The organism is Brevibacterium sp. BDJS002 (assembly GCF_028201555.1).
In the GTDB taxonomy this organism is placed as follows: domain Bacteria; phylum Actinomycetota; class Actinomycetes; order Actinomycetales; family Brevibacteriaceae; genus Brevibacterium; species Brevibacterium aurantiacum.
In genome coordinates this window covers 1,501,040-1,515,294 of the sequence record NZ_CP116392.1, presented here as the reverse complement: position 1 = coordinate 1,515,294, position 14,255 = coordinate 1,501,040, and the positions used below count along the sequence as shown (strand labels likewise).

Genomic DNA, 14,255 nt, shown 5'->3' with positions numbered 1-14,255 from the left:
TTGTTGGCAGGAATGGCCGCCAGCGACAGCTCGACTGCCTGGGCGATGTCGCTGGTGGTAAAGCCGAGCTCCGACAGCGCTTTCGGTGCGTCGACGGCTGCACGCAGTCGCTGCAGTCCCTCGAGCGCGGTCGGGGCGCCGAAGGCTGCGGCCATGCGCTGCTCCGCGTCCCCCGCGGCCGGAGCATTGAAGGCCAAAACGTAGGGCAGGATCGTGGCGTGCGTCTGCGCATGCGGCAGGTTGAAGGTGCCGCCGAGCACGTGAGCGATCTTGTGATGCATCCCCGACCCCGCCGAGGCGAACGCCACCGCCGCGAGGTAGGCACCGTAGAGGGTGCGCTCGAGTCCGTCGATGTCCGTCGAATCCGCACGCACCGACGGCAGCCCCTCGTTCAGTGCCCGGATCCCTTCGAGGGCGAGCGCCTGGTTGATCGGGTCGACCCGCGGCCCCCACAGCGAGTCGATGCAGTGTGCCAGTGCGTTGAGTCCGGAGGCCACAGCGAGGTCGCCTGGCAGGTCACGGATGAGTTCGGCGTCGTAGATGACTGTCGTCGGCAGAACGCCATCGTCGATTCCGGTCTTCTTGCGGGCGTTCTCGGTCCGCCCCCACACATTCGTCGCCTCTGAACCGGAGAAGGTGGTCGGTACCGCGATGATCGGGACCTTCGTCTCCAGCGCCACCGCTTTGCCCAGGCCCGTCGCCGAGCCGCCGCCGACGGTGACGACGAGGTCGATGTCCTTGTCGCGGGCTGCCGCCACGGCCCGGTCGGCCACCTCGGCGGGCACGTGCATGACGACTTCTCGGTGCCACAGGGCCACGGTGAAGTGCTTGTCGAAGTCAGTGACCTTCTCGGTGGCTGACTGGGAGACGATGACCATGACGTTGTCTGCACCGATCCGGTCGATTTCGGCGGCGATCTTCTCTGCGGCAGCTCCGGCGCCGAAGATGACGCGTTGGCCAAGTGTGGTGTGTTCGAAGTTCATAGTCATGAGCGAACTGCCTCCTTCTCGTGGGAATCTGCGTGTGCCGGGCTACCTTCGGCGTTCGCCGTTCCGGCGACTCTCGAAGTTCCATCGCTCGGCGTCCCGTTGGTGCTGCGTCCCAGCACCGATGCCAGTGTGTGTTCCAGCTCCGCTGCCGGGTTGTCCGGCAGGCTCTGGATCCTCCAGGCGATGTGTTTGTCGGGGCGTATGAGTATGGCCCCATCTTCGGCCATGCCACGCACCCGGTCCCAATCGAAGTACAGGTCGGTCGTCTCCCGATCGGGTCCGATCACGACCGTGTCGATGCCGACGCCGAGGTGGTCGCTGACCTCGCGTGCTGCTGCCTCCCATGCAGCCCCGGTCGTGCCGGTGATGACGGTGAAGCGGGAGTAGTCGGCGAGGTCGTGGGTCGAGTGCTTGTCCACCGAGTCTCCGATCCACACATGGGGCAGACGAACACCGGGGTCGGTGCAGGCCTCGTAGTAGAGCTGAGGGTCCCGTGGGTTCGGGGTTGCTTCCCGGCCATCGGCGACGACTGCGGTCGAAACGTAGCGCTGCCCGAGTTCGACACCGTGGGCGTTGAACTCGTAGTTCTTCAGCTCCATGGCTTCTCTGACCTTCGCGCGCTTGCTCGCCCCGGCAGCCGAGTTGTCCTTCCGGGAGGCGATAGCGGCGTGCATCTCGTCTTCGGACTGACCAGGTTCGAGCCCTAGGGCCTCGAAGAGTGCACCGAATTCGCGGCCGGATTGGTTAGCACGGGTGACGATCTGCTTGGCCACCGGTGCCCTTTCGACACTGTAGGTCTCAAGCAGGGAGTCTGCAGCCTGCCCGTTGACGACGGCCGCGATCTTCCATGCCAGATTGTAGGAATCCTGGATCGAGGTATTAGAGCCCAGTCCGTTCGACGGCGGATGTTTGTGCACGGCGTCCCCGGCGCAGAAGACTCGGCCGTTCTGCAGGTGGGTCGCATACTGTTCGTTGTTGCCCCACAGGGAGATGCCGGTGATCTCCGCGTCGAGGTCGGGTTCGCCGATGAGGTTGCGCACCACTTCCAGCGCATCGGCTTCCGTGACCTCCGGGGCTCCTTGGCTGATGTCGAATCCCCAGACGATGAGCCATTCGTTCCAGGGTCTGATCATGCGGACGAGCCCTGCTCCGATACCGCCGATGTTCGATCCCGGTTGGACGACCCAGTAGAGGACGGAGGGCCGGTGTCCGACGAGTTTCGCCAGGTCGGCCTTGAACGTGATGTTCATCGATCCGGCGATGTCCATGTCGCCCTCGAGCGGCAGCTCAATGTCGGAGGCCACCTTGGATCGTGCCCCGTCGGCTCCGATGAGGTATTTGGCGCGGATGGTGTATTCGCGGCCGGTGAGCCGGTTGAGCACACGCACATCGACACCGTCGGCATCTTGTTCATGGGAGAGGTACTCGGTGGAGAACTGCGTCTGCGTCCCTCGCATCGTCGCGTTCTTCACAAGGATGGGCTCGAGGTACGTCTGCGGGATGTCGCAGTTGAGCGAGGGTGAGGCCAGCTCATAGTCGGCATGCCGGGCCGGATGGTTGCCCCAGGTGAGGATCCTGCCGATCTCATCACCGGCGATGGAGGTGCAGAAGACGGTGTCGCCGATCATGTCATGCGGGGTCGCCTCGGCGAGGACCTGGTCTTCGATCCCGACGTCGCGGAAGATCTCCATCGTGCGCTGGTTGGTGATGTGGGCACGAGGCGTATTCGCGGTCCACCGATACTTCGTGATCATGATGTTGTCCACGCCGAGGGTGGACAGAAACAGCGCTGCCGAAGCTCCTGCCGGCCCGGACCCGACGATGAGAACATCGGTGTCGACGACTTGGGAGTCAGGGGTGCGGGTCTCTGCGACTCCGTCGTTGAAGATGACCATGATGGGTGCTCCTTGCCTGTTGCTGCGGTGAAACATGGCGTTGATCCCACAGCCTGCCACCCAGACACCGGCGGAGCACGAGGCCGGAGAGAACATGGCCGAAATCGTCAAAAATGTGAGCGAGCACACCTCGGTGCCTCATCGCGACTACCATGGTGGGCATGGTCAGCGGAGGTGGGACGACGGCGAGCGCAGTGGGCGATTCACGTTCACTGGCCGCCCCCGAACAGACCTGGTTCTCCACCGATTCCGTGCCGCCTGGCCGCCGGGTCACCGAATGGGAGACCCATCATGCAAGCATGCTCGTCGGGCTGAGAACGCGACTGGGCACAGGCACACAGCTGCGTGCACAGACCGCAACTCTGCGACTGCCCCGGATTCGGGTCGCGAAGGTCAACGGCAGCCCGCATTCTGTGCAGAGGACTGCGGAAGATGTCGCCACCCACCCAGTGTCGGGAGTCGTCATCTACATTCCGCTGCAGGGTATGAACGAGTTCAACCACCGCACCGGTTCACTCACCGTCGGGCCCGGACGCGGCCTCATCTGCGACGGTGACACCGCATTCTCCCGCACCTTTCCGCAGGGCGTCAGTGAATTGGTCATCCAACTCCCCCGTGAGACCCTGGCTCAGCTCACCGACGCAGACTCAGTGCGACGGCCGATTCCGCTCGACCTCGACCCCGACAACGCACTCAATCTGGCAGCTCGTGAACTCACCCAATTGGCCGCCGGAGCCCTGGATCGCGGGCTGCGTCACGGGCAGAGGCTCGAGACTCGCCTGCTCGACCTTCTCACCGGGGTGCTCTCACGACCGCTGGCGAATTCCGGGCCGTTGCAGGAGGCGATGGCCGTGATCGCCGAAGCACACTGCGATCCCAGGCTCAACGCCGCTCGTCTCGCCCAGTTCGTCGGCGTCTCCGAACGCCAACTCTCCCGATTATTCTCCACCACTGGCAGCAGCGTCCCGCAGACCATTCTCGAAACTCGCCTGACCACAGTTCGCCGCATGCTCGCCGACCCCATCTGGGCCAACGCACCGATGACCGAGATCGCCTCAGCGTGCGGGTTCGGCTCGCAAGCCCAGCTCTCGCGCGGCTATCGTCAACGCTTCGGAATCGGGCCACTGCGTCACCGAAACCAGCTGCAAGACAAATCGGGGTAGCTGCTGCAGGTATCGAGATGGCTGTGCTGTCAACGCCTGAGCTCCTGAGCAGACTGCCCAATAGTTCACGACCCAATTCTCTCTATCACCCACGTCATAACCCTGGCAGGCTGCGCCCGGAACGAACCCGATGACGGAAGCGATGGAATGCGCACATTACTCTCGGTTCACCGCCGAACGAAGTCAGTCATTGAAGTGATTTTCTGTCAACCATCCGGAAGTAACGATATCTAGAGATTTCTCTGTGAACCTCAACCCGCGATCAGATTTCAGCTTGTTTCTACATACTCGCTGGTCACAGGGTCGCAGAGTTCAAAGGGGTCGGCGGACACGCCGTTGGCTTGACAGCATTTTCGTTTTGATTCGCTGAACAGATGCTCGTAGCGTGCATAGTCGCTTCTCTCACGAGGGCCATCACGATGATGGCCCGACACGATCGGAGGAACACGTGAGTAACTCCAACACGCATCCCGAGGCCAGCATCCCCGCAGCCCCACCCGAGCCGGACCTCAAGACGGTCCGCAAAGCCGTTGCCGCCTCGGCGGTCGGAAACGCCACCGAGTGGTTCGACTACGGCCTGTACGCGGTCTCGATCACCTACATCACCCAGCACTTCTTCCCCGGCAGCCACGGCCAGCTCCTGGCCCTGCTGACCTTCGCCGTCTCCTTCATCTTCCGCCCACTCGGCGGCATCGTCTGGGGTCCGATGGGCGATCGCCTCGGTCGCAAGGCAGTGCTTGCGCTGACGATTCTGCTTATGGCCGGCTCGACATTCTGCATCGCGCTGCTGCCGAGCTACGCCACGATCGGCGTCGCCGCGCCGATCATCCTCGTCCTCCTGCGCGTCATCCAGGGCTTCTCCTCGGGCGGAGAGTACGGCGGTGCCGCCACGTTCATGGCCGAATACGCCCCGGACAAACGTCGCGGCTTCTTCGGCAGCTTCCTCGAGTTCGGCACCCTCGCCGGCATGGCCGCTGGCTCGCTCTTCGTTCTGCTGCTCCAGCTGGGCCTGGGTGAAGAGACCATGATGGATTGGGGCTGGAGGATTCCCTTCGTCTTCGCTGGAGTTCTCGGCGTGGTCGGCCTCTACATGAGGACGAAGCTCGACGAATCCCCTGTCTATGAGGAACTCGACGACAACGACCAGGGCAAGTCGGTCAAGGAAGTCTTCACCATCCTCTTCAGGGACTACTGGAAGCAGCTGCTCATCCTCGGCGGCATGGTCGTCGCCGTCAACGTCGTCAACTACACGCTGCTGTCCTATATGCCCGCCTACCTGCAGGATCCGGTCGGCATGGACTCGAACTCCTCGCTGACGGTGATGTTCCTGGCCCAGGCGTTCATGATGGTCCTCATCCCATTCGGCGGAATGCTCTCGGACAAGGTCGGTCGCAAGCCAGTCTGGTACTTCTCGCTCGTCGGCCTGTTCGTTGCGGCCATTCCGATGTTCATGCTCATGGCCAACGGCTTCATCTGGGCACTCATCGGCCTGGCGGTTCTCGGCGTCCTCTACATTCCGCAGATCTCGACGATCTCTGCGACCTTCCCGGCGATGTTCCCCGGACCGGTGCGCTTCGCGGGATTCGCGATCTCCTACAACGTCTCGACCGCAATCTTCGGCGGCACCGCACCTTCAGCCAATGAAGCGATCATCGGGGCGACAGGGAACACGATCGTGCCCGCCTACTTTGTGATGGGCGCCTGCGTCATCGGCTTCATCGCCACCATCTTCATGAAGGAGACGAAGGGCGCGTCGCTGCGCGGCTCTGGTCTCCCCGAAGCTGGCGCCGACGTCGTCTTCGAAGAACAGGAACTCGTCGACGACAAGAAGTGATCCTCGACTGAACCTGATGAGCTCGGGCCCGCTGGATTTCCAGCGGGCCCGAGCTTAGTTCTTGGCCACGCCAGCAAACTACTCAGTCAAAATCATTCACTGGCGCTGCTCACCGTCGGCAGGACGGTCTCCGCTATTGCCAACACGGCTGACAACGATGCACTTCCATGAGTCCGCAGGTGTGCAAGATAGACCACCGACGACTCGTTCGTAACGTCGAGTGGAACTGTCACTGTGCCGGGCTCACGCATGGTTGCAGCGACCGAGTCAAAGGTGATGGTGATTCCCATGCCCGCTGCGATCAGGGCGGAGATCGTCTGAGCGTCGGGAAGCTCGAGAATTACCCGGGGCGAAAAGCCTGCGTTATGGCACAGTCGGATTGTCGTCTCACGAAGCGTTGAGTTCGGGTTCGCTGGGAGAGAGAGCAGGTCTTCATCTGCCAGTTCATCGACGCGAATGAGTTTCCTCCGGGCGAGACGGTGCGAGTCAGGCAGAGTGACGACGGGACGTTCGATCAGCACAGGTCGCCCGGTGATGGTCGGCGGTTGCCGGGTCCACCTCACAAGAGCAATATCAAGACTCCCATCAGCCAACCGGGTCAGTCCTTCGTCGGCGAAGACATTGGACTCAATAGCGAAGGTGATGCCGGGATGGTCTTCGTATGCCGCCGCCACCAACGAGGCGGCCATGCCACGCGAGGACGCCCGCGCAAATCCGAAACCCAATTGCCCGACTTCTCCAGCCGCCGCGCGCTTCACCGAATCGACCGCCACTCGCTGCAGACTGATCATCTGTCGAGCTGGTTCGAAAAGTGCTAACCCTGCCGGTGCCAGGCGCACGTTTCGAGTAGTCCGCTGGAACAGGGTGGCGCCGAGCTCCTCCTCAAGCTGCCGAATCGTCCGACTGAGCAGCGACTGACCCATCCCCAGACGTTCCGCAGCCCGGCCGAAATGCAACTCTTCTGCGAGCGCCATGAACACACGCGCCTGTTGAACTTCCACTCTTCACCTTCCACGCCGTTCGTACTCACTGCCTCGGACGAAAGCATTTCCCCACAAAGACGGCTGCTGCGGATACGCAGCTGGCCGACTGGTGGTCTCAAATTCTAGACCTTGTTGAATCCCGCTTCTTATAGATCGGACGAGGCCTTCCACTCGCTCCACTTCTTGGGAATGTCATCCTTATCCGGTTTGGTGTCCATGAACTTCTTCCATTCCGCGCGAAGCTTCTCTCCACGCTCGATCAGCTCGTCATTGCGCTTCTGCGCTTCGTCAGTCCACTGACCGTTCTCCTTGAGCCACGCGATAGTGCCCGGGTGGAAGGGAATGACTCGAGGCATGGTCTCCACATCATCGGGCTTCCACCTCGGCGTATTGAGCGTTGACGCTTTGTACTTCGGGAATGTCGATGCCATCGAGCTCACCAGCTTTTTCACTTCGTCGTCCGAAGCATCCGCATACGTGGAAATCGGCAAGGTGTAGACGAAGCCGTGTGTGCTGGTGCCCTCCTCCTGGCCTGGTGCATCTTCGAACGGCAGGATGTTGAGCTGCGGTGCCAGCTCGTGCACCCGTTCGATTCCCTTTTTGTCTTTGGGATCGAGTTCAATCCAACTGACGTCGAACTTCGACTCGAGCTCGAAGAGCGAAGAGCCATAGACCTGCTGATAGAGAGCATCGATCTGCCCGGACTCAAGCGCCGCTGGCTGCTCCGAATAGGCGACGTCGACTAGCTCCACATCGTCCAAGGTCAGCCCCGCATATGCGAGGTAGGCTTCGATCTTTCCGTTCACTGAGGGGTTTGCGGTCACGTTGGGGATCTTTTTGCCCTTGAGATCGGCGGGGGTCTTGATCCCGTCGGACTTGCGTGTCAGCAGGGAGTGCGGCGACAGCGGCGCCCAGACGACCCGCAGGTCCTGTGGCCCCCAGTTCTCGCTGGCGAACTCGTTTTGGCCCTCGAACCCGAAGATGTACTCATCACCGAGCCTGCCCATCTGGGCGATCCCGGCCTTCATCGGTGCCAGTCGGCCGATCGCTGTGTCGGAGGTGATGATGCGCAGTCGCGCGTCGGTATCTGTCGACACCGCATCCGTCACTGCGGCCAAGTCCGCATAGGTCGACGTTCCAGTGCCATACGTGGCGAATACCAATGGGTCGCGGATCCCATTCACCTTCTTTGTCGGCGGGGTGCAGGCACTCAGGGCCAGCGTAAGGGTTAAGAGGATTGCGAGTAATGCGCGAAACTTCATTGTTCGGCCTTCCACATCGGCATGGATCACGGTGTCGTTGTCAGTAGCACGAACGAAGTCTCAGAAATTCAGACACCGACGTTCCGCTGACACATATTGCAGAATATATGAACCTAGATTATTGTCTTTTAAGTAATATATGCAACACACCACACTATTCGTCCGGGCACGTCCGCAACTTTCAAGGAAGAAGTGCAGACATTCGCGCCGACGGATCAGACGCAGCACCACTACACCGCCAGTGCCCCGGCCGCGAATCAGTTGAGGAACGACAATGAACGTCCGAATCACCCCTTTCTGGAAAGCCACCGTCATCACGCTCACTGTGATCGGCGTGCTCATTGCGATGAACCAGGCGTTCTTCTGGAATCCGGGCGGAGTCTCGCTGCTGAAGAACGCGTACATGTACGCCGTGCTCGCCGCGTTCCTTCCCATCGTCTTCATCGTCTTCCCTGCGAAGAAGTCGCAGATTGACAGGCCGATCCCCATCTACGACATCGCTTTGGCCCTCATCACCCTGACCACTTGCGCCTACTTCTGCGTCAATGCAGAGAACATCGTGACCTTGGGATGGGACTACGCACCCGTGCCGACTGCCTCGGCGCTGTCGTTCGTGTTCTGGATCATTGTGCTCGAAGCGCTGCGCCGCACGGCAGGGCTCGTGGTCACGATCATCGCGCTGGTCTTCTCCTTGTATCCGATATTCACGGCCTACATTCAGGTCCCATTCCTGCAGGGAATCCCCTTCGACATCAAGACTGCTGCACAGATCCACGCCATGGGTGTTGATTCCATCCTGGGACTGCCCCTCCAGACCGGTGCAACCATTCTCGTCGGCTTCCTGCTCTTCGGAGTCGCACTTCAGCACTCCGGCGGGGCAACGTTCTTCTACGATCTGGCGATGGGCCTGTTCGGCCGTTTCCGAGGGGGCTCTGCCAAAGTCTCAGTCATCTCCTCGGCTTTCATGGGAATGATGAGTGGGTCAGCCGTCTCCAACGTTCTCACCACTGGTCCGATGACTATCCCAGCGATGAAAAAGGCGGGCTTCACCGGACGCTACGCGGCCGGCATCGAAGCGACGGCTGCCACCGGCGGTACGATTATGCCGCCGATCATGGGCACTGCCGCCTTCCTTATGGTGTCCTTCGTCGGCGTCCCCTACGGGCAGATTGCACTCGCCGCTGTCATCCCAGCTCTTCTCTACTACATCGGAATCTTCGTTCAGGCTGACGCCTATTCCGCCAAGTCCGGACTAAAAGGCGTGGCGAAGAACCTCCTGCCTAATGTCGGCAAAGTCGTCGTACTCGGTTGGGCTTATCTGGCGGCGCTCGTCGGCCTCGTCCTCCTCCTGGTGATACAGAAGAATGAGAGTCAGGCTCCCTACTGGATCGTTGGGTTCCTGCTCGTCGTAGCATTCTTCTCCAAGAAGTACCGCATGGGCATCAAGGGATTCGGAGAGTTCCTCTACAGCTCGGGTAAGACAATTGCCGAAATTCTCGGCATCATCGCCGGTGTCGGTCTGATCGTCGGTGGTCTGTCGATGACCGGAGTGAGCTTGTCGCTTGCTCGCGAACTCGTCAACGCATTCTCCGGCAACCTCATCCTTGTCCTCATTGCTGCAGCCATCACATCCTTTGTCCTCGGAATGGGCATGACGGTCTCTGCGGTATATGTCTTCCTCGCCATTGTTATGGCTCCGGCACTCGTGGAGCTGGGAGTCAATCCGATTGCCGGTCACCTCTTCGTCATCTACTGGGCCACGGTTTCCTACATCACTCCCCCGGTTGCCCTCGCATCCTTTGCCGCGGCGAATATCGCGAGAACTCCACCAATGCAGACTTCCCTGGTCGCGATGCGTTTGGGCGCCGTGAAATATGTGGTTCCGTTCGCCTTCGCGCTCAATCCTGCCCTCGTCGCACAAGCGCCTTTGCCCGAAGTCCTCATTACCTTCGTCTTCGCCATTGTCGGGGTCATCTTCCTCGGATGCGCCTTCGAAGGCTGGCTGGTCTTCGTCGGACGTAGGCCCAACTGGGTGATGCGGGCCCTCCTCATCGTGGCTGGATTGTTGACCTTTGCGCCAGAGCTCGCCTTCTCGGTCATTGGCGTTGTCCTCGGAGCCGTCTGCTTCTTCGTCACCCGCTTCTGGAACCTCGGGGGCGAGCATACTCCGCTCGGAATCGACAAAGACGCTCTTTCAGAGGAGTCCGTGCTTGCTGAGAAATAGATACACCCTGGGTTAGTCTCGAGCTATGGTCACACTGATCCCGCAGCAGCCTGATTTCAATGGTTCCACCGCCGAGGCGGCAGTGTGGAATGCTCTGTGCGAGCAGCTTCCTGAGGACGCGACGATGGTACACGGCCAACGCCTGACCGGAGACGACAAGGACGTCGAAATCGACATCCTGGTGCTCTGGCCCGGTTTCGGAATCGCCGTCATCGAGGTCAAGGGCGGTCGAGTCAGCGTCGAGGACGGTCGTTGGATCACTCAGGATGCTCAAGGTCACCGCAATCGACTCAAGGTCTCCCCTCTTGAGCAGGCGATGGTCGCCAAACACACTCTCGTGGACTATCTGCATTCGCGGGTCTCAACCTTGCCCGGGCCCATCAGCCATCTTGCGGTGCTGCCTTACACTCAGCTGCCCCAGGGCTGGGATCAGCCGGACGCGCTCCGAGGCCAGCTCATCGACTCCACTCAGCTCGACTCAATCGCCGGTGCCATCTCAACCCAGCTGAGGTACGACTTCACCCCTGAGCGCGACAACATCTCGATTCCGCACGAGTTCGTCCTCAAGAACCTGCGTCGGACGAACCAAGCGGTGGAGAACGTCAGCCTCAGGGCCACGGAGATCTCCGACCGCGCCGATGAGCTCAGCCGGGAGCAGGCGAAGCTCATCAGCATTCTGCGGCATCAGAACCGGGCCGAGATCAGCGGCGGTGCCGGAACCGGGAAGACCTACCTGGCACTCCTCAAGTCCCAAGCGCTGACTCGCGAGGGCAAACGAGTCGCCCTCATGTGCTATTCCCGCGGCCTGGGCCGGTTCCTTCAGCTCTTCACCGCCCAATGGCCCGAAGAGGATCGCCCCGCCTACGTGGGCCTGTTCCATGACCTGCCGATCTCGTGGGGAGCTGCACCCGGCAGCGACGACGATTCCGAGTACTGGGAGCACCACCTGCCGCGCCAGCTCAAAGACCTCGCCGATGAGCGCCCGCGGAAGAATCTCTTCGACGCGATCGTCATCGACGAGGGTCAGGACTTCAGCCTCCTGTGGTGGGAAGCCGTCCAATCGTGTCTGCGCAATCAAGTCGACGGCACACTCTACGTCTTCACCGATGAACGGCAGCGGATCTTCGGCCGGGAGGGCGCATCACCGATCACGATGAACCCGATCCAGCTCGATGAGAACCTGCGCAACTCCGAGCAGATCGTAGCCGGCTTCGCCGATCTCGCCCTCGACCCGCCGATTCCTCGCAACGGTCCCGGCGAGGAGATCGACTGGGTCGAAACGGACCTCGAGTCAGCGCTGGCCGAGGCAGACGGGCAGGTCGAGTCCCTCATGGATGCCGGCTGGAACCCCGATGACATCGCATTGCTCACCACGGGTAGCAGACATCCCGAGCAGCGATCGATCGTCGAGACCGAGGGCACGTCGGCCTACTGGGACCAGTTCTTCGCCACCGAAGACGTCTTCTACGGCCACGTGCTCGGTTTCAAGGGCCTCGAACGTCCCGTCGTCGTCCTCTGCCTCAACGGTTTCCGTGATCCTGACCGGGCAGTGGACATGCTCTACGTCGGCATGTCGAGAGCGACGACGAAACTCGTGGTCGTCGGCGATATGAGTGCCTTCGACCAGATCTACGAGAACTGAGCACAGCCTCGGCGGACCGACGGCCTATTACCTGCTGGGCCTACTCCCCCTTGAGTTTGAGCAGCACCTTGCCCCGCACGCTGCGGGAGTCGAGTTCGCCGATGGCCTTCGCAGCATCGCTGAGCGGATGGGTGGCGTGGATCGCGGGGTTGAGCTTGCCTGCCGCGACGTATTCGGCGATCGCATCCCACTGTTCCGCGATGTATCCCGGTCGTTCGCGCGTCGCCGCACCCCAAGCCACGCCGTCGACTGAGATGTTCTTCAGCAGCAGACGGTTGACCTTGACCGAGGGAATCTCACCGGCGGTGAATCCGAGGACCAGGAGTCGACCGTAGGGAGCAAGAACACGGGTCGAGTCGGTGAAGCGGTCCCCACCGACCGGGTCGAAGACATAGTCGACCCCCTTCGGGTAGATCTCCTTGGCCGCGTCCTTGAAGCCCTCGGCCATGACCACATGCGTGGCACCGAGCTCTCGCACGGTCTCGGCCTTGGCCTCGGTCGAGACCACGCCGATGACTTCGAGTCCCATGGCCAGCGCCAGTTGGACCGTGGCCGAGCCCAGCCCTCCTGCGGCTCCGTGGACGAGGATGGACTGCCCTGCCTGTGCCTGCGCGCGCAGTCGCAGTGCAAAGTCGGCGGTGAGCACGTTCATCGGCATTCCTGCAGCATGGGCCAGACTCACGTCATCGGGCACGGGAACGGTCTGCTCGTCGCTGACAACCATGTACTCGGCGAAGGATCCTTTTCCAGGGATTGCCGCGACCCGGTCACCGACGGAGAACCGAGAGCCCTCACCGGCTTCGACGACGATGCCGGCTGCTTCGGAGCCGAGGACGAAGGGAAGTTCGTGCTTGGTCTGGTACATGCCACGGGTCTGCAGCAGCTCTGGGAAGGTCACGCCTGCGTAGGCGACCTCGACGAGGACTTCTCCGGGTCCAGGACTCGGACGGTCCACCTCGGCGATCTCGACGTCCTGGGGTCCGGTCAACGCGGCAACGCGAATGGCTCTCATGATTTCCTCACTGTCGGCGAATGCTCTGGGGGTGACCGGTTCATAGCGCTCTCATCGGCAACGATGCTTTCGTCGCAGGGCCAGCGCCATTCCGCGTCACTTATTCATGCCTATCACATCCGACGGTGACCGGCATCACGATTTCAGCTTGACTCGCACGCCCGGGTTGAATACTGTAAATGAAACTGAACGATTGTTCACTTGGGAGGGTCAAAGTTGACCAGTGCACCTGCAGGATTCGACGCCGAAACGATCGGTCGATGGATCAAAGACAAGTTCGGAGTCGAGGACTTCGAGGTCGAAGTCATGTCCATCGGACGCTCGAATCTCACGTTCACGATCATGGTCGACGGGCCTCCCCGGTGGGTTCTTCGGCGCCCGCCGTTGGGCCATACAGGTGGCAGCGCTCATAACGTCGCCCGTGAGGGCCGCATCATGGCAGCGCTGGGCGACAGCAGCGTCCCGGTCCCCCACATCGTCGAGATCGTCGACGATCCAGAGGTCCTTGACGTCCCGTTCGTCTTCATGGACCACTGCCCCGGCTTCGCCATCAACACCCCCGCCGATTGGGCGCGCATCCCCGAGGGACCTGGCCCTGATGACAAGCGGTCGTGTGCATTCGGCATGGTCGATACGCTGGCGGCCATCCATCGCGTCGACATCGACGAGGTGGGCCTTGGCGATCTGCGCCGCGACGGTGGTCTCATCGAACGTCAATTGCGACGCTGGCTCGGTCAGGTCGAGCAGATATCGATGCGTGACACCCCGATCATCCACGAGGTCCACGACGCTCTCGCCGAGCGGATGCCCGACCCGGCAGGCAGTCCTGTCGGTCTGGCCCACGGCGACTACAAACCCAACAACATGATCTTCGCCCCCGAGGGCACGGTCAATGCCGTCGTCGACTGGGAGCTCACGGCAGTAGGCGAGGTGCTCACCGACCTCGGCTACTTCATCGCCATGCTCTCCGTGCCCGAGAAGTACACAAGCATCTGGGTCCCTACCCCGGAGCTGGGATTCCCCGAGCCTGCTGAACTCATCGACCGTTACCAGGAAGTCAGCGGCCATGAGGTCCACGACGTCGGGTACTACGAGGCGTTCGCCATGTGGAAGCTCGCATGCATCCGTGAGGGCGTCTACACCCGGTTGGTCACCGGCAAGATGGGTGACCTCGACCTTGATCCCGAAGCCGCCGGCGCCGGAGTCGAAGACCTCGCCCGCCAGGCGATGACACTGTTGGAGAAGGCATGA

At 61.5% G+C, this 14,255-nt stretch carries 9 protein-coding genes and 1 pseudogene; 5 read left to right on the top strand and 5 right to left on the bottom strand.

What is annotated here, in order from left to right:
• Positions 1 to 11: 11 nt before the first annotated feature.
• Positions 12 to 983: pseudogene (locus PGC08_RS07040) on the bottom strand (maleylacetate reductase); the annotation flags it as partial.
• A gap of 2 nt (positions 984 to 985) precedes the next feature.
• Entirely contained in the window at positions 986 to 2,884 is a 1,899-nt protein-coding gene (locus tag PGC08_RS07035) for an FAD-dependent oxidoreductase (RefSeq protein ID WP_271709822.1), read from the bottom strand.
• 161 nt (positions 2,885 to 3,045) lie between these two features.
• On the opposite strand from PGC08_RS07035, the gene PGC08_RS07030 reads away from it, so the two are divergent.
• Together PGC08_RS07030 and PGC08_RS07025 are read left to right on the top strand one after the other, a co-directional pair.
• Positions 3,046 to 4,047, top strand: a complete 1,002-nt coding sequence (locus PGC08_RS07030) for an AraC family transcriptional regulator (protein WP_271709821.1) — start codon at positions 3,046 to 3,048, stop codon at positions 4,045 to 4,047.
• 448 nt (positions 4,048 to 4,495) lie between these two features.
• The gene (locus tag PGC08_RS07025) at positions 4,496 to 5,881 is read left to right on the top strand and encodes an MFS transporter (protein ID WP_114385073.1); all 1,386 of its coding nucleotides are present in this window, start codon (positions 4,496 to 4,498) and stop codon (positions 5,879 to 5,881) included.
• A gap of 92 nt (positions 5,882 to 5,973) precedes the next feature.
• Here PGC08_RS07025 and PGC08_RS07020 read toward each other — a convergent pair whose 3' ends face one another.
• Together PGC08_RS07020 and PGC08_RS07015 are read right to left on the bottom strand one after the other, a co-directional pair.
• Positions 5,974 to 6,882 carry a LysR family transcriptional regulator gene (locus PGC08_RS07020; protein WP_231446285.1) on the bottom strand — a complete coding sequence of 303 codons (909 nt, stop codon included), beginning with the start codon at positions 6,880 to 6,882 and terminating at the stop codon, positions 5,974 to 5,976.
• A gap of 128 nt (positions 6,883 to 7,010) precedes the next feature.
• Positions 7,011 to 8,126, bottom strand: a complete 1,116-nt coding sequence (locus PGC08_RS07015) for a TAXI family TRAP transporter solute-binding subunit (RefSeq protein ID WP_231446283.1) — start codon at positions 8,124 to 8,126, stop codon at positions 7,011 to 7,013.
• 274 nt (positions 8,127 to 8,400) lie between these two features.
• Between PGC08_RS07015 and PGC08_RS07010 the strand changes: the two genes are divergently transcribed.
• Entirely contained in the window at positions 8,401 to 10,350 is a 1,950-nt protein-coding gene (locus tag PGC08_RS07010; protein ID WP_271709820.1) for a TRAP transporter permease, read from the top strand.
• A 25-nt stretch (positions 10,351 to 10,375) separates the two neighbouring features.
• Positions 10,376 to 11,992, top strand: coding sequence for a nuclease-related domain-containing DEAD/DEAH box helicase (locus tag PGC08_RS07005; RefSeq protein ID WP_096158527.1), 1,617 nt, complete (start codon positions 10,376 to 10,378; stop codon positions 11,990 to 11,992).
• A 40-nt stretch (positions 11,993 to 12,032) separates the two neighbouring features.
• Here PGC08_RS07005 and PGC08_RS07000 read toward each other — a convergent pair whose 3' ends face one another.
• Positions 12,033 to 13,004 (bottom strand): NADPH:quinone oxidoreductase family protein, encoded by a 972-nt coding sequence (locus tag PGC08_RS07000; RefSeq protein WP_096158526.1) that lies wholly within the window; start codon positions 13,002 to 13,004, stop codon positions 12,033 to 12,035.
• A gap of 216 nt (positions 13,005 to 13,220) precedes the next feature.
• Between PGC08_RS07000 and PGC08_RS06995 the strand changes: the two genes are divergently transcribed.
• Positions 13,221 to 14,255 carry a phosphotransferase family protein gene (locus PGC08_RS06995; protein ID WP_271709819.1) on the top strand — a complete coding sequence of 345 codons (1,035 nt, stop codon included), beginning with the start codon at positions 13,221 to 13,223 and terminating at the stop codon, positions 14,253 to 14,255.